Source organism: Cellvibrio sp. BR (assembly GCF_000263355.1).
Classification (GTDB): Bacteria; Pseudomonadota; Gammaproteobacteria; order Pseudomonadales; family Cellvibrionaceae; genus Cellvibrio.
Window position 1 is genome coordinate 290,827 of record NZ_JH668201.1, and the last position, 16,595, is coordinate 307,421.

The 16,595-nt window shown below is 44.6% G+C and carries 11 protein-coding genes; 5 read left to right on the forward strand and 6 right to left on the reverse strand.

The window, feature by feature from the left end; all coding sequences use genetic code 11:
- The first annotated feature begins 7 nt into the window (after positions 1-7).
- The gene (locus O59_RS06520) at positions 8-1,801 is read left to right on the forward strand and encodes a carbohydrate-binding protein (protein WP_007640762.1); all 1,794 of its coding nucleotides are present in this window, start codon (positions 8-10) and stop codon (positions 1,799-1,801) included.
- Positions 1,802-1,896: 95 nt separating this feature from the next.
- On the opposite strand, the gene O59_RS06525 is transcribed toward O59_RS06520, so the two are convergent.
- The gene (locus O59_RS06525) at positions 1,897-4,134 is read right to left on the reverse strand and encodes a tetratricopeptide repeat protein (protein WP_007640764.1); all 2,238 of its coding nucleotides are present in this window, start codon (positions 4,132-4,134) and stop codon (positions 1,897-1,899) included.
- Positions 4,135-4,296: 162 nt separating this feature from the next.
- Here O59_RS06525 and O59_RS20940 point away from each other — a divergent pair, with 162 nt between their 5' ends.
- From O59_RS20940 to O59_RS06540, 3 genes are all read left to right on the forward strand, one after another.
- On the forward strand, positions 4,297-5,652 hold the full coding sequence (locus O59_RS20940) for an AraC family transcriptional regulator (protein ID WP_157152502.1): 1,356 nt from the start codon (positions 4,297-4,299) through the stop codon (positions 5,650-5,652).
- Positions 5,653-5,847: 195 nt separating this feature from the next.
- On the forward strand, positions 5,848-7,272 hold the full coding sequence (locus O59_RS06535) for a sulfatase-like hydrolase/transferase (protein WP_007640768.1): 1,425 nt from the start codon (positions 5,848-5,850) through the stop codon (positions 7,270-7,272).
- 40 nt (positions 7,273-7,312) lie between these two features.
- A complete protein-coding gene (locus tag O59_RS06540) occupies positions 7,313-8,767 on the forward strand; it encodes a sulfatase (protein ID WP_007640770.1) in 1,455 nt (484 codons plus the stop codon).
- Positions 8,768-8,831: 64 nt separating this feature from the next.
- On the opposite strand, the gene O59_RS06545 is transcribed toward O59_RS06540, so the two are convergent.
- The 5 genes from O59_RS06545 to O59_RS06570 all read right to left on the reverse strand — a co-directional run bounded on the left by O59_RS06545 (position 8,832) and on the right by O59_RS06570 (position 15,463).
- Positions 8,832-10,082, reverse strand: coding sequence for an NAD(P)/FAD-dependent oxidoreductase (locus O59_RS06545; protein WP_007640772.1), 1,251 nt, complete (start codon positions 10,080-10,082; stop codon positions 8,832-8,834).
- A gap of 62 nt (positions 10,083-10,144) precedes the next feature.
- Positions 10,145-10,453: a 2Fe-2S iron-sulfur cluster-binding protein gene (locus O59_RS06550; protein WP_007640774.1), complete on the reverse strand. Its 309-nt coding sequence runs from the start codon at positions 10,451-10,453 to the stop codon at positions 10,145-10,147.
- A gap of 51 nt (positions 10,454-10,504) precedes the next feature.
- Positions 10,505-11,674 carry a cytochrome P450 gene (locus O59_RS06555; RefSeq protein WP_007640776.1) on the reverse strand — a complete coding sequence of 390 codons (1,170 nt, stop codon included), beginning with the start codon at positions 11,672-11,674 and terminating at the stop codon, positions 10,505-10,507.
- Positions 11,675-12,020: 346 nt separating this feature from the next.
- Positions 12,021-14,291, reverse strand: coding sequence for a carbohydrate-binding domain-containing protein (locus tag O59_RS21825; protein WP_007640778.1), 2,271 nt, complete (start codon positions 14,289-14,291; stop codon positions 12,021-12,023).
- A gap of 245 nt (positions 14,292-14,536) precedes the next feature.
- Entirely contained in the window at positions 14,537-15,463 is a 927-nt protein-coding gene (locus tag O59_RS06570; protein WP_157152503.1) for a sugar kinase, read from the reverse strand.
- 295 nt (positions 15,464-15,758) lie between these two features.
- Here O59_RS06570 and O59_RS06575 point away from each other — a divergent pair, with 295 nt between their 5' ends.
- Positions 15,759-16,595 carry a hypothetical protein gene (locus tag O59_RS06575; protein WP_050976984.1) on the forward strand — a complete coding sequence of 279 codons (837 nt, stop codon included), beginning with the start codon at positions 15,759-15,761 and terminating at the stop codon, positions 16,593-16,595.

Consider the following 16,595-nt stretch of genomic DNA (forward strand, 5'->3'; position numbering starts at 1 on the left):
TAAAATTATGAAAAAAGCAATTGGTTATTTCAGTGTATTCATATTGAGCTCGGTCGCTGCTACTGGTTTTGCGGCCGATTGGGATGGTGTGCCAATTCCGGCGCCTGCAGGCGCGGGTAAAACCTGGCAGTTACAGTCAATATCTGATGAGTTTAACTATGCCGCTAGCCCCACCTTTAAACCGACTGAGTTTAACTCGCGCTGGGTTCCTTCTTTTATCAATAGTTGGACTGGCCCAGGCGATAGTGAATTTAACGCTGGTCATTCCTATACTTCGGGAGGTTCTTTAGCCTTGCAATCAAGTGCAAAGGCGGGCACCAACAAAATCTACACCGGCATTATTTCGTCCAAGGAAACGTTTACTTATCCGTTGTATTTAGAGGCGCGGGTAAAACATACCGGCAACACTCTGGCTAATGCGGTGTGGATGTTAAGTGCGGATTCCACTCAAGAAATTGATGCCATGGAATCCTATGGTAGCGATCGTGCAGGGCAAGAGTGGTTTGATCAGCGTATGCATGTGAGCCACCATGTATTTATTCGCAGTCCGTTTCAAGACTATCAGCCAAAAGATGAGGGATCATGGGTTGTAAATCCGGCGGGTGGCACTTGGCGTGGCGCTATGCATGTTTACGGAGTGCACTGGAAAGACCCTTGGAATTTGGACTACTACATTGATGGCGTAAAAGTTCGTACAGTTTCCGGTCCTGCGATGATTGATCCATATAACTTTACCAATGGCACAGGCATCAATAAACCGCTGCACATTATTATTGATGTGGAGCATCAAGATTGGCGCGATGTACGACCAACAGCAGCAGAGTTGGCTGATACTAGTAAGAGCATAATGTTTGTGGATTGGATTCGCGTATACAAGCCGGTTACCAGCAGCGCGACTAGTTCCAGTAATAGTGTAAGTTCTTCAAGTAGTAGCCTGAGCAACTCAAGTAGCAGTAGTGCTACTACGGTTATTGATTTTGCAAATTATTTTGATACAGGTAAATCAACAGCAAGTGTAGCGGGTGATACCTATGTTGGTTTTAACAAGTCCGGTAGCGGCAATATTAATTACAATACTGCCGGTGATTGGGCTGACTATTTGGTTACTTTGCCGAGTGATGGGCAATACAATATTGAAGTTACCACTGCATCGCCAATGACTAGCGGTATAGGTGCAAAACTCAGTATTGACGGTATTTATGTTAGCACCACTAGCTTGGCTGCAACCGGTGGTTGGGAGTTATATAGTGCCTCCACGCTGGCAAATAATTTGTCGATTGGTGCAGGCACCCATACGGTTCGCATTGAAAGTACTGGTACTAGTGCATGGCAATGGAATGGTGATGAAATTCGCGTGACCAAAGTAGGCAGCGCAGCTGTCGGTTCGCCGACTACGCCAGCACCGGTGGCCATGATCATACAAGCGGAAAGTTTTTCAGCAACGGGCGGTGTTTACGATGGCTTTAAGACCTATAGCGTAAATGGAGTAAGTGCGATTAATTACAATCAGCGTGGCGACTGGGCAGATTACGCCATTAATGTAGCGGCCGACGGCAGCTACACCTTCAACGCTTATGTCAGTTCACCCATGTCGGGTGCTGCGCTGGAAGTCAGTGTTGATGGAGTAAAAGTATTAACTCAAGCCGTGCCCAATAATGGCAGTTGGGATAGTTTCCAAAAAGTCAGCTCTGTCAGCAAAATTGCCTTAACCAAAGGTGCGCATACCATTCGCGTCACTAGTGCTGGCGCCACCTCATCCACTTGGGAGTGGAATGCGGATAAGTTTGAATTGGTTCCTTAATTAATTATTTTCTAGTTTAAGAAAGCCTATTGTCTCTAAGTATTTTTCCTAGAGACATTAGGTTTTTTATTGGAGGTGGCTTGCCAGATTATTTTTTATTCCTGTATTAAGTGCAATTTTTTGGTATACAGCTGCGCTTCTTCTAACCGATTTTCTTTTTTCAAATAAGTAACGAGTAAACTCAAATTATCACGTCGTTGTTCAGGTGCATTGATCAATAAATTGATGGCATCGGGTCTGCGTCCTAGTTGCTCCAGCGTTAGGGCATGAGCTTGTAAGTAAGTAAGATTGGTGCTGTCTAATTCAGTAGCGCGGTGCAACGCTTTTTCAGCCGCAATGTAATTTTTTTGACGAATTAAACTTAATCCAAGGGCATAGTGCAAGGCAGCGTTAGTGGGATTTATGGCGATGCCTGTTTGCAAGCTTTTTTGGGCTGCCGCTTCTAGCCCTTGCATGCGGTAAAGATCGGCCAGGTTTAAATAGGCATTGGCAAACTGGGGCGATAATTTAATCGCAAGCTCATAGGCGGTTTTCGCTGCGGTGAGGTTTTGTTGCCGGGTGTAAAAAATTCCCAAATTCATTTGTGCTTCGGGGGTGTCTGCATTTACTTGTTGGGCTTGAATATATTCCGCAAATAACTTGCCCAGTTGCGCTTGAATATCTTTGTTTAAGTTTTGACTATTTATTTCTGCTAACAAGCGTGCCACCTCTAATCGCACGACTTTGGCTTTATCCTTGGCCAGTGGTAATAAATAATCTAGGCGTTGAGCGGCAGGCAGCGCTGCAAAAAAACTTACCGCCGCTTTGCGAATCAATGGTTCTTTAGCTGTTAATTTCTGCTGGGCACTGGCTAAACTTGCTGCTGTGGGTGGCAGTAAAGTCAGTGCAGTGGCTTGCACCAGTGCGGGTGCTGCAGCACTAGTGGGCGAATTAATTAGTTTTATGAGTGCTGGTTCGGCGCTGGCTTGTCTCTGTTGCGCAGCGTGAATGGTCTGGCCGTAGTGGGCGGGTAGGGATTTATCCTGTTGTGCTAACCAACCTTGTAGTGCTGTTGCAGCCCAGGGATTTGTTTTGTTTTGATGGCAATTAACGCAGGCATTAGGCGCACCTAATGCATCGCTCAAATCGGGACGCGGAATACGAATGCTGTGATCTCGGCGCCCATCGACCACCATGTAATTTGTGCTGGGCATATGGCAGTTAACACATTGTGCACCTGCACTCTTAGATGTGTGATGGTGATGCTTGGGGGTATCAAAATAGTCGGGCGCGTGGCACTGGGCGCAAACTTGATTTCCCGGTGCACGCAATTTGAGTGAATGAGGCTCGTGGCAATTGCTGCAGGTCACACCCTTATGAAACATTTTGCTTTGCACAAAAGAACCTATTTCAAATACTTCGTCGCGAATTTGGCCGTCTGGGTAATAGAGCGGTTCTTCCAAGAGTGATAAATCAAAAGCATTATGAAATTCAGTAGCGGGCGCGCCATAAGGCAGTGCTTCGCTAATTTGTGCGCGTCGCCCATGGCAGGAACCACACACATCTACTTGACTATCATCTCGCTCGCCAGTGTGAACCAGGGTTGGGTTTTCTTGGGTTTTTAACCAAGCGCCAACAGGGCTAAGGGATAGATCAAAACCACTGTGCGGATATTTTTTAGTCGCTCCTTCTTTTATTAGTTGTAAATGTTTTTTTCCTGGCCCATGGCAAGCTTCGCAACTCACATTAATTTCTGACCAGCGGGTATTGTAAGTATTGTTGGTTGCATTGTAATTGCGCTCAAGGTTGGTGGAGTGGCAGGCGGCGCAGCGACTATTCCAGTTAAAGTATGGACCAGTCCAGTGCAATACATCATTGTGTGGAATAGCTTCATTAGGGTAGAGGTGATACCAGCGTTGCCCGCCCTCAGCGTTAGGGCGCGAGTCCCAGGCAATATTCAATGCTTGATAACGACCATCGGGAAAACCGATCAAATATTGCTGTAACGGAAAAAAACCAAAGGTGTAGCTAATTTTAAAATTTTGCTGAGCTCCCTCAGCATTCTCGGTCTCTACCCAAAATTCGTTATTTTTGCGATAAAAACGCGATTTGCTGCCAAAGTGTTCAAACACTTGATTATTAAAATTCCCTAACACCGACTGTTCTGAGGCTTCGCGCATAGCCCAATCGTGATCGGAATTTTGCCACTGTTGGTATTCTTTAAGATGGCAGCCTTTGCAGGCCTCTGCACCGATAAAATTCTCGGCAGGGCGGGTAGGGCTTGCTGCACTGACATTCAGTACATAAGCCATTAACGAAAAAATACTCAAGGTGGTTGTAATAATACGAATCATAAGCGGTGTAGCATTTACAGAATGTTAAAATACAAAAGCAAGGCAGTTAGCGCCAGAAAAAAATTCGCTTGCTTTGGGTGTAGTGGAAGTTGATTGTTATCGCCCTGTTACTTGAATGTAGACTAAGCTTATGGGGTTATACTAGCGCGAATACCTGTTTACGTGTCGACCAATATTATGATTGATATTCCCATAGATACCATTCTTTTTGTTTTGTTACCGATATTATCGGCACAGTTGATCTTGGTGGTCCTGGTTTATTTTTCATTGGTGAGTCGGCGAGTTTTATCGGGTTATGGTTTTCATGTTTGTTATCTCGTTTGTTATGTTATTTATCTGTTGGGCAAAGCGCTGCAAAATTTTGCTGAGGCTGATTCACAATTAGGGATTTTATTTTTTCGCGTACTGGTGTTATTTGCGTTGGGCATACCTTCAATGGTGATTGCCACGGCGTTACAAACTGGAACGCATGTAACTAGGCGCTGCCAAGGGCTGCTGTATTCGTTGGGTTTGCTCGCGAGCGGTGGTTACATTGTCATAATGGATGCGACTACGGGGCAGCTGTTAGTGCCTGATGGGTTTAGCGCGCTGTTGCCGTTTACTCCGAGTGTTAAGCTCGGTGAATGGAGTTTAACGTTTTACCTCCTGCTCGCACTTATCGCGCCCTGTTGCTATTTGCTTTATCAGCAGCTCCAAGGGCGGCGCAGCCCCGTAGCACTCAGTTTTTTGGCAGGCAGTATTAGCTTCGGGCTGTTTCATGGTGCGACTACTTTGTTTCAGCAATCCTATTGGTTGCTTTACCTTGGTGCCATAGTGACTACTTGCTGTTGGTGCTGGGCGGTGTATCAAGACATTCGCTACACCAAAGGGCGAGCCGAGTTATTGCAAGAGGAGTTGCAGTTATTGATTGGTTCGGGAAAAAACGCCTCAAAGCAAGATATCGATATCTTATTGGGGCAGTTGGAGGCCAGCACTCGCGGCAATCTTGCGCTTTATAAACTTAAAGTGCGCGAAACTATCGATCGTCTAACGGGCTTAGGGATTGAGGCCGGTGGCAATCTCGATAATCTTCTGGCGCGCAATGTGGAGCGCAATCAGGCGCTTGAAAATAGTGGCGATTTGCTCGCAGTGCGCGCGATTATTGCGGATGAAGCCCTAGCGTTTTCCAAACTGATTACTCAGTTGCCCAAAGAGCAGGAACATTCAATTGCTGCGCGCGCACAAGCCTTTATCAGCCAACATTATCGCGATGAGATTGATGTGGCGAGTATCGCGCAAGAATTTAATGTCAGTCAGTCTTATCTTATGCGGGTGTTCAAAAAAAATACGGGGCAGACCTTGAATCAGTATTTAGTCAGTACTCGAATTAATGAGGCTAAAAAATTACTTTTGGTGCAATCAGTCACAACAACCGCTTTTGATGTCGGTTTTAACAGTGCAAATTATTTCAGCACTGTGTTCAAAAAAGAAACCGGGCAAGCACCGGTTGATTTTCAAAAGAACCATCAGTCACCTTAAGCAAATTAATTTGGCGCATAGAATGTTTCCCTAAGTAATTAATCGTTGTTAATCAATTGCTTAGATGCTTGTTCCGGATTCTGAAGGGCGTGGTTCAGGATTTTGAAGGGCGTGGTGCAGGATTCTGAAAGCCGAGTTTTGAACTAATCATTAAGCTATTAATAATGATTAGTCCTTTGCTGCGAGCCAAATACCATGCATAAAAATCAGCGCAATTCTATTCACAACTACCTCTCTTACCTTGGCTTAGCATTACTCATCTGTAGTGCTTGGGCCTGTTATGGCGCCGAACTGGCAAAACCCAATATCGTTTTTATTCTTTCTGATGATGCCGGTTATGCCGATTTTGGCTTTCAGGGCAGCACTGAAATTCCCACGCCCAATTTGGATCAATTAGCGCAAGAGGGCGTGGTATTTAAACAGGCTTATGTCAGCGCCTCGGTCTGTGGTCCCTCGCGCGCTGGATTACTCACCGGTAAATATCCGCAACGTTTTGGTTTTGAAGAAAACAATGTACCGGGTTATATGAGCAGCTCAGGCGCCACTGGCGATGATATGGGCATGCGTTTGGATCAGCTCACCATGGCTAATTATTTAGCTGAACGCGGTTACCGCACCAGTCTTATAGGTAAATGGCACCAAGGCAATGAGGATAGGTTTCATCCGCTCAAGCGGGGATTCGATGAATTTTTTGGTTTTCGCGGCGGTGCGCGCAGTTATTTTCCCTTTACCCAAGCACACCCCAGTTCGCGCCGGGAAGATTTTTTAGAGCGCAATTTTAATAATTACGGCGAAAGCCCACTCTACCTGACTGATGCGCTAGCGAATGAGACTATCGAGTTTATTAAGCGCAATAAACACCAACCTTTTTTTACTTTTCTATCGTTGTCTGCACCTCATTATCCGATGGAGGCAGAGAAGAGCGATCTCGACCAATTTCCTCATCTTACTGGGGAGCGAAAAATCTATGCTGCCATGATGTTAAACATGGATAGAGCTATAGGCCGAGTGTTGCAAACACTGCAACAGGAAGGTTTAAGTGAGAACACGCTGGTGATATTTACCAACGATAACGGTGGCCCCAGCGATCACAATGGCTCGATTAATCTCCCCTTGAGTGGCACCAAGGCCAATCTGCTAGAAGGCGGTATTCGGGTGCCAATGATTATGCGCTGGCCGGGTGTAACTAAGCCCGGTAGTAGTTATGACCCTATGGTTTCCACTCTGGATTTATTACCCACTTTTTATGCCGCCGCCGGAGGCGATGTGCGTCAGGTTACAGATTGGGATGGTGTTGACCTTAAACCCTTTTTACAGGGGAAAAATAGTCAGTCGCCACACAAAAATTTATTCTGGCGTGAGGGGCCAATTGCCGCTCTGCGGCAGGGCGATTGGAAATTACTGCGCTTTCCTGATCGCCCGGCAGAGTTATACAACATTGCTACAGATCCCTCCGAGTTAACTGATTTGGCGCTGCAAAATCCTGCTAAAGTTAGCCAACTTTATCGCCAGCTATTTGCATGGGAATTAACGCTGGATCGCCCCGCGTGGCAACTAAAACCCGAATTTTTAGGTGCGGTAATTAAACGTATGGATGATTACTGGCATAAACCCGAATAACAAGATTAATGTAAAACCCGTGACTGACAGGAGTATTAAAATGATGAAACTAAGCCAGCGGTTAATGCAGGCCGCATTTATGGTGGTGATTAGTTGCAGCGCACTGGGTGCGGATAAACGCCCGAATATTGTAGTGATATTGGCTGATGATTTGGGCTATAACGATGTTGGATTTACCAATGGCCAAACAGAAATTAAAACACCGCGTCTTGATGCACTTGCCAACGAGGGGGTGGTTTTTGAAAACGGCTACGTCACTCATCCCTATTGCGGGCCGTCCCGTGCGGGTCTAATTACTGGGCGCTATCAAGCGCGCTTTGGTATGGAAAATAATGTGACTTACTCCCCTGACGACAAATACATGGGCTTACCCTTAACGGAAAAAACCTTTCCGGCGCGGCTGCAAGAAGTCGGTTATAAAACCGCTATTTTTGGCAAATGGCATTTAGGTGGTGCGCCACACTTTCAGCCTAATGAACGCGGTTTTGATTATTTTTACGGATTCTTGGATGGCGGCCACAATTATATGCCCGGAGAGGTTCATTTGGGGGCTGGCGGCTATCTGCTACCCATTATGCGCAACAAAGGTGTTGCTGAATTTGATGAATACTTAACCACAGCCTTAAGCCGCGATGCAGCGCGTTATATTGAACGCACCAGCAAAGAACAGGCGCCATTTTTTATTTACATGAGTTACAACGCGCCCCACGCACCGCTCCAGGCGCCACAAAATTATCTTGAGAAATACGCGCATATTAAAGATGAAAAACGCCGCACCTATGCCGCTATGGTGGATGCCATGGATGAAGGTATTGGTATGCTGATCGACGCTTTGGATAAAAGCGGTGAGCTGGACAATACGCTCATTTTTTTCTTGAGCGATAACGGTGGGCTTTATCCTTACTCATGGTGGCCTGACTATACCTGGGCCGATAACAGCCCTTTCCGTTTCGGTAAAGTAGCGCTTACTGAAGGCGGAGTACATGTACCTTTTATTGCTCACTGGCCCAAAAAAATTACCAAAGGTAAACGTTTAAACGGATTGGTTTCCGCCTTGGATATTGCCGCCACTTCTTTAGCTCTGGCGGGCGCTAATACTAAAGATGCCAAACTTGATGGTGTAGATCTCACTGCTTACGTTACCGGTAAAAGTAAACAATCACCGCACAAAGCCTTATTTTGGCGTATGGAGGAGGCCGATAACCTATGGGCAGTGCGCACCCAAACCGAAAAATATTTAAACCAGCCGTTGCCAGATTTAGGTCTCGCTTTTTTTGATATGGTTAAAGATCCTATTGAACAGCACAATATTGCCGGACAAAGACCAAAGCAAGAACAACAGTTAGCCAAGCTTTGGAACGATTGGAATAAAAAGAATCAACGCAATGTGCTGTTGCAAAACGAGGCTTACGAAAAAAGACGGGATAGTTTTTATGAGGCGCTCTACCAAGAAAACCTGCAGGATGCGCAAAAACCGCAGTGGTACATTAAATAAAGATCAATATGGACGTTCTGTATTGCTACATTGAGCGGCCATATTGTATTGGTAGTGCAGAAGTTTATTGCAATCGATCTAACGTCAATTCACAGTTGCTATCTGCCAGCGCGGTTTTGTTGATCCGCATTTTGGCTTTGATTATTTTTGTACCCATTACATAAGCTTTGGCATTGTTGATCGCATCTACCGCCAGCAACTCATCACCGGAAAAATACCAAGTGGAAAACTTTTGTTCAGTGGTGTTTTCGTGTCGAATTATGACTTGGTCATAACCGGTTGAAAGTCCTACCATTTGTAATTTCACATCGTACTGATCGGACCAAAACCAGGGCAGGGTATTGTAATCTTGCCCTTTGCCGCAAATAGCTAAGGCGGCAATTTTGGCTTGATCGACAGCGTTTTGTACCGATTCCAAACGTATGTAGCGTTGATAGTGGGGGTTAAAGTGATAAGTGCAGTCGCCAATGGCATAGATGTTTTCATCGCTGGTGCGTGCCTGTGCATCAACACAAATACCATTTTCGATGGTTAAGCCCGCTTGTTCTGCGAGAGTTTTATTTACGCGCACCCCGACACCAACAATAATAATATCGGCTGGATATTCCGCGCCGTCACTGGTGATCACATTATTAACACCAGCGTCAGTGTTGATGGCACTGACATTTTTATCGGTAATAATGTTTACGCCATGAGATTCGTGCAATTGTAAAAAGAATGCCGACATTTCCGGTGCAGTAACACGGGCGAGAATACGATTTTCACGTTCTAGTACCACCACGGATGCGCCCAATTTTTTCAGCGAGGCCGCCGTTTCCAAGCCAATATAACCACCGCCAATAATCACGATACGTTTGTTTGAGCTGTTGTGAAGAGCCGCTTTGATGCCAAGGCTATCTTCCAGATTGCGCATAAAAAAAAGATTGTGCGCATCAGTCAAACCGCTAATCGCTGGCACTATAGGGCTTGCGCCGGTAGCGAGAATTAATTTGTCATAATAGAGTTCATCACCACTATGGGTAGAGATTTTTTTTGCCTTAGCATCCAGCTGGGTGACTGTAACCCCCAGCAATAATTCGATGTCATCTTGTGTGTAACTGGCTTCTGGCTTGAGCGCCAGTTTTTCGATGGGATCATCGCTGGTGATATAGGTTTTTGACAGTGGCGGGCGGTGATAGGGCAGCCTTGGGTCGCTATCGATAAGTACAATTTTTCCTGCCCAGCCCTCTTTGCGAAGTGCAAAGGCGGCGTTAACACCGGCGTGACTGGCGCCGACGATAATACAAGTTGCTGTTGTAAGCGGATGCTTAGTCATAGCCTTTAACCCACAAATAATTGTTTATGGTTGTTTGAATGTTGTTGGTTGGTTTGGATTGTTTAGCCAACAACTTCGAGTACCAAGCCATCTACATGGGGGGTTATTTCAATTTGGCAACACAAACGACTGAACTCATTTACATTGTCGTCCAGCTCCAGCATATCTTTTTCAATATCACTGGCAGCAGTTAATTTGCTGGCATGCTCTGCTGGAACATAAACATGGCAAGTTGCACAGGAGCAGACGCCACCACAGTCGCCGCCAATACCTGGAATGCCATTGTTAACCGCCAGCTCCATTGCACTGCCTGAAGTTGCTTCCAAAGTGATGCTGTCTTTGTTGGGGGTAATAAAAGTAATTTTTGCCATTTTGTATTCTCGCGTAAAAGTGTTGGGTTCAATCTTTGTTTGAACAAAACATTATTTGGATAATTGGATATGCAACTTGTGGTAGCCAACCTTGCGCTGGAAATCACCCCAATTTTCAATATTTTCTTGTGCATCGCCCAGGGTGATTTTATCGACTTGTTGGCACAGCTCATCCAACAGAATTTGCATGATTACCCGTGCGTGAGTTGCACCAAGGCAGTTGTGATGACTAAAACCAAAACCGACGTGCGGATTTAATTTTCGATCCAACACTACCTCGTTAGGGTTTTCAAAAACGCTTGCATCCCGATTGGCGGAGGCCCAGCAGAGTGATATCCGGGTATCGTTTTTGACTGCATGGCCACAGACCTCGCTGTCTTTAGTCGCAACTCTTCCCATATGGGTGAGGGGAGAGAAATAACGTATGAGTTCTTCAATCGCACGGTTATGAATTTCAGGTTCTTTGCGTAAACGCGTCAGGGATTCGGGATTTTCACCCAAATAAGCGAGAGTATTGGTGACCATATTGATCACTGTGTCGCGGCCGCCAGCAAAGGTGAGCACAATGATGCCTTTAATTTCATCGTGAGTTAATTTTCTGCCTTGCACTTCAGTGGCTAATAACACCGAAAAAATATCGTCGCTGGGCGATTTTTCTGCCTCGGCGATTTTTTTATCAATATAGTTATAAAGTACCTGGGCTTTGCTGCCATCTAATGGATTATCTTCACTGCGAAATACGTGGGTTCCCCAGCTGATAAATACCTCCGCTTCTGCATAAGGAATATTAAGCAGTAGGGTTAAGGCGCGAGATTGTAGCGGCAGCGCAAAATCGTAAATGGCTTCAATGGAATCCTGTTGTAGAGATTCTTGCACCAATGCCGAAATTTGTTGACGCAAACTCTGGCGATAATTTTCCGCAAGAGGGCGTTTAAACCAAGGCTCTAAAAAAGCACGGTAATCGCCGTGTAGGGGCGGGTCTACCTCAAAAGGAACTTGGCGAATATTGCGAATATTGACTTCGGATGGCACCACAATTCTACCGGGGGTGGCAGCAGAGCTAAAGGTTTTCCAGTCGTGCGCGCATTTGCGTAAATCTTTATGGCGCAGCACCATCATCACTGGATCATTTTGATCATCCACAAAACCAACACCTTGCTCAGTGCGAGCTTGCTCAAAAGGGTCGGGAATACCAGTGTGATTAAACGGGCACTTACTCATGGTGGGAGTCTCCAAGCGATCATTGATGGCTTTTATGATAGAGCGGAGAGCTTGTGGCTAATACACAGATAAGGTGAAGAAATATCAGAAATTTGACATCTGCTTGATTGAGCTGACTGAGTTAATACCAGCTTTTTATGCCCACTGAATAAAAATGACACATTCAGAAACTAGTTGAAAGTGTCATTAGTTTGTTTAGATTAGTTATTTAATCTTTAATTATTTCTTGGTTTCTAAAATAGAAATAGGAGCTTTGATCTAATATGTTTTTAAGGGCTTTAAAATATGTTCTAAAAAATAGTAAGCCTATCTTTATAGGCTTCATCAATATGTGAAATAGGAAAAACTAATTTTTGATTTTCCAAGTTCTAATCCAATCATAGCGAGTCGTACGCTCTTCTTTGCTGCCCGCTTTAACTAAGCCGCCATCTGATGGGACTGGATTCCAATCGTATGTCTCTATTGCCATTTGATAAAATGCGGGAACGTCCCAATCCACTGACGGCGTGATTGAATATTTATATTCTCCATCAAGGTAAAAGCGTATTTCTGTTGGTGATTTCCACCAAGCGGCATAGGTAAAATAACGAGAGTGATTTTTTTCTGTTAATGAGCTTTGCCCTTGAATTTGTACTTGAGTAGGGTTGTAGGTATTGGTGCGATGAATTGCGTTTGAATGGAATATTTTATCCCACCCATTTACCCAGTCGGCTGCAGTAGGGGAAACTTTACCAACGCACTCTTGAATATCAAGCTCAAGTTTTTTCTCGGACGTTTGATCTGTCTCTTTGGTCATTAGCCAGAAAGTTGACGACATTTCGGTTGCATTGGCTTTCATGCGAGCTTCATAATACCAACCGACTTGGCCGGGGTTAAGAGATCGAACAATCGCTCCTTTATATAAAAATGTTTTTCCATTTTTAATAATAGGTTGATTGAGTTCGCTCACCTCAACATTCAATGACCCTTGGCTAAGGGTTATGTTATCGGTAGTGAATAAACCCGGCGCTCGACCATCCCATACCCAACCATTTCCCTTAGGTTCAGCTTGCCATTTTGTACTATCCAATATGGTGTCATTGAACTCGTCAGACATGTTTTCAACTAGCTCCCAATTTACTGAAGCTAAATCTGAAGAGGTGCCAGATTTAATTTGAGGGGATGTTGGCTTACTTGATGCGGCAACATTGTTCGAAAGAAACTCGTTAAAAAATGCTTTGGAGTTGTTAAGTGTTAAGAATCCGAATATCCAAGCATTTTCAACACAGTCGGAAAAATCAAAACCACCGGCTTTAATTGAGGGGTTTTCGTATCCGCTGATATTGTTATTTGCATCCGCAACTCGTTGTGCCTCACTCCAGATATTGCCTACACCAACATCGGCTTTTGCTCTCTGCCAATCACTACCGTCTCTGGTGTTAAATCCCGGTGTGCCATTGCCCGTTGAATTGCCGTCTGCAATTTTGTTGTATTGCGCGGTATTTTTCACATAGGTTAAATCGGCGGGTGTTGTTTTATCTTCGTTCCAGTTGCTGTGTTGAACAACATGAAAGCGCGTTTTCAAATTAATGCTGGGATTAGCCTGCTGAATGGCTCTGAGTACATCAGCGGTAAAATTCGATTGGCCCGCTTCTTGTACCCAAATATCGCCGCCGGTATTCAATGTTGCCAAGGCTTTTTGCGTGACGCTATTAACGGCAGCATTCCAATCGGTAGAGGCGTTAGACCAATTATTTCCAAACGCTAAGTTAAAAAGTTGCGGAGCATCTATATAGCGGCCACCTTGAGTGCCGATAGTTCCAGCTACTGCATGGTATTTCACATTATTAAAGCGTGAGTCGCGCAACATGGTGGCAAGGGCAGCAACTGCGTGCACATCATCTAGATCAGGTTTTTGATCGAAGTGTGCAAGTAATAAATCCTTGGTTGTATTAAATTTTCCGAGAATGACATTATCCACTGGTGGATTGTTGGTATCTGGTTCTACCTTTTTAATGTCGATCCAATTGATGTTGAATCCACCTGTGAGCATATTTAAACGCAGCATTTTTTTGCCTGCGGTCAGGCTTTTTTTAGCCGAACTGATTGTTTGCCAGTTTTGCCATCCGCCTGTGTTTGGAATGGTCAGTGTGCTACCCAACAGAGCGCCATCAATATCAATACCGAGTGTGCCGGAAGTGTTGGGCGATGCAATGCGGAGTTGAAGTTGGTATTCGCCTGCACTAGTGATATTGATGGGGTATTCCAGCCATTCTCCGCTATTAATCCAGCCGACATTGAGGCCACCACCAGTGTCAGTTGTCGCTTGAATATCAACATTGCCTGTTTGCCCTTGTCCTCCTTGGTTGCCTGATGTTGTATCAAATGCGGTCAAATAATCTTCTGCCTGAATTTTGGCTGGGACATTGATGTAGCTGATAGTAGGTTGACCAAAATTGTCGCAGCGCAGTGTGCCGCACATGCAAATACTAAGGCTGGATTTGCTGTTGGCACAGTCTGTCGCAGAGCTACCATAAGTGTTTTTACACTCGCTTGTAGTGTTGCACTGATCCTGTGCCAATAATGTGCTTGAAAACAATAATGCAGAAATAGAAAAACAAAATTTTATTTTATTCATGTTTATCTCCTTTTAGCTAAAGCTGACAGTAGATGGGTCTGTTTGAATAGGTGTAGCGGAATCCGCTAACAGATTGAGTTTATGCTGATGGTAGAATTATTTTGTGTTGCTGTTCGCAAGGATTAGAATGAAAAAATTATGCGGATCTATAATTATTTATTTGTGATCTGCTTAGTAAAAGCTCCAGCGGAACTGGAGCTTGTTTGCTTGAGTGTGAGGTGAAAAAGTAGCGGTAAAAGGCGATTTTAATGAGCTGATTTGATGAGGTGGCGCATGAAGAGGTCGCGATTAAGAATGGCTCCTTTGTGTTGAATTACCAGTGCAGATATTTTTGCCGCAAACCGAATGGCGTTTTCTGGGCTTAACCCGCGTGCGCGTGCTGCCAGATAGCTGCCATTAAATGAATCGCCTGCTGCAGTTGTATCTATAACCTGAGTGACGGCTTCTATAGCGACTTCTAAATGTTCTTGGCCTGACTGATAAATAATAGGGGCAGGGCCATCTTTAATAATAATTTCATCAATATCATATGCACTTAAAAATTTGCTAACCGCGATTGCGGAGTCTAGCTGATAAAGATTGGTGAAATCCTCCAAGCTCGGTAAAACCAAATTGCTTGCATGAAAAGCGAGTTCGTATTGGGCTTTACAATCTTCAATAGAGTCCCATAATTTTGCGCGATAGTTAGGGTCAAAAATGACTTGTGTGCCCTGTTGTTTCAGGTGGTGAATAAAATCCCAAAAAAGGGTGCGGCTATCTTTTTCTAATATGGCCAGAGAAATGCCCGAAAAAAACACTTGATCGGGAGTTGTGAAAGTCGCAGCGGAAACTTGCGCCTGATGTAAATGCATGACCTGTTTTGCCGCTGAGTCATTGCGCCAATATTGAAAACTGCGCTCGCCACTGGGGGTATTGTTGATCATATAGAGCCCCAACGTTTTACTCGGGTGCTTATAGATCAAAGAGGTATCTATATCCTCTTGCTGCAGGCTGGAGATTAGTTTAGTGCTAGCGGCGTCTATCCCGACCGCACTCATAAACGATACTTGTATTGCTTCAGGGGCGCAGCGTTTTAAATATACCGCCAAACTGTGCACATCCCCCGCAAATGATTGTTGCCATAAATCTGGGCTAGCGGGGCTTAGTTCCAGCATACTTTCGCCAATAATCACAATTCGTTTCATCGCATATTCGCTTGTTTGGGGTAGGGTTAAAGGGTTGCTTTCTATTCTATAGAGCTATGCCTTTTATGTAAAATGTTGACAAATGTGGTATGAGGCATGTTGGTAGAATTACAGTATCCAAGCTATGCTTTTTCAGTTGATGAGCAATGATCTACTCTTCTCAAGGATGATATTGCTGGTTAACAGCGTATTCAGTGGGAGAAAAATTGTGTGTTTACATCTGCGCCGTATAATCGGGATTGTACTGTTGTCGGGAGTAGGGGCTTCTTGTAGCTGTTTGGGTATGCAAGTTGTCAATTATCGCATTCCCAGCACCCCTATCGATCAATACGAAAATTACACTATTGAGGTGCTGAGGCTGGCGCTCGAAAAAACTCGCGCTAGCTACGGTGACTATCAGCTCCGACCTTTGCCTGAAGGAGTTAATAGGCTTAGGGCTAAAAAAGCGCTTGCTAGTAATGAGTATTCTGATTTGGTTATTGAGGATAGTTATGATGGATCTGAAAGTGCTGATGTAAGTTATATAGAGTTTCCCATCGATTTAGGTGTTTTGAGTTATCGAGTATGTTTTGTGAATCCAGATGTGGCTCCAGTAGTGGCTGCGGCTAAAACCTTGGAGGAATTGAAGCGTTACCGTATTTTGCAGGGCATTCACTGGGCCGATACGAAAGTTCTGAATGCCAATGGATTTAAAACACTTGAGGTGTTTGCTTATAAAAGCTCCTTTCGCATGGTGGCGTCTGGTCGGGCGGATTTGTTTTGTTTGGGGGCCAGTCAAATTATGAATGAATACCTGAATAACAATACGGGCTTGCAGCTAAGTATTAATGATAGTTTCTACTTTTATTACAAATTGCCGCGCTTTTTTTTCCTTAGCTCCCGGAGCAAGGTATTAAAAAGGAGGATTGAACAGGGGTTGCTGCTTGCCTATCAGGATCAAAGCCTACAAGCACTATGGGATAAAAAATTTTTAACTAGTTTGAGGTTTATACAACTGGATAAGCGGAAAAAGTTTGCTCTCAATAATCCATTAAACAGTCATTTAAATCCAGCCTACGAACAATACTTTGCTCCGTTGCCAGAGATTACCCAGGCAATTGATACTTCCTCCAAAAAATAA

What these genes read in the sequence shown, in the direction of transcription:
- O59_RS06540 (WP_007640770.1), top strand. Translation starts at nt 7,313, where the DNA reads ATGATGAAACTAAGCCAGCGGTTAATGCAGGCCGCATTTATGGTGGTG.
- O59_RS06520 (WP_007640762.1), top strand. Translation starts at nt 8, where the DNA reads ATGAAAAAAGCAATTGGTTATTTCAGTGTATTCATATTGAGCTCGGTC.
- O59_RS21825 (WP_007640778.1), bottom strand. Translation starts at nt 14,291, where the DNA reads ATGAATAAAATAAAATTTTGTTTTTCTATTTCTGCATTATTGTTTTCA.
- O59_RS06525 (WP_007640764.1), bottom strand. Translation starts at nt 4,134, where the DNA reads ATGATTCGTATTATTACAACCACCTTGAGTATTTTTTCGTTAATGGCT.
- O59_RS06575 (WP_050976984.1), top strand. Translation starts at nt 15,759, where the DNA reads ATGCAAGTTGTCAATTATCGCATTCCCAGCACCCCTATCGATCAATAC.
- O59_RS06550 (WP_007640774.1), bottom strand. Translation starts at nt 10,453, where the DNA reads ATGGCAAAAATTACTTTTATTACCCCCAACAAAGACAGCATCACTTTG.
- O59_RS06535 (WP_007640768.1), top strand. Translation starts at nt 5,848, where the DNA reads ATGCATAAAAATCAGCGCAATTCTATTCACAACTACCTCTCTTACCTT.
- O59_RS06545 (WP_007640772.1), bottom strand. Translation starts at nt 10,082, where the DNA reads ATGACTAAGCATCCGCTTACAACAGCAACTTGTATTATCGTCGGCGCC.
- O59_RS06555 (WP_007640776.1), bottom strand. Translation starts at nt 11,674, where the DNA reads ATGAGTAAGTGCCCGTTTAATCACACTGGTATTCCCGACCCTTTTGAG.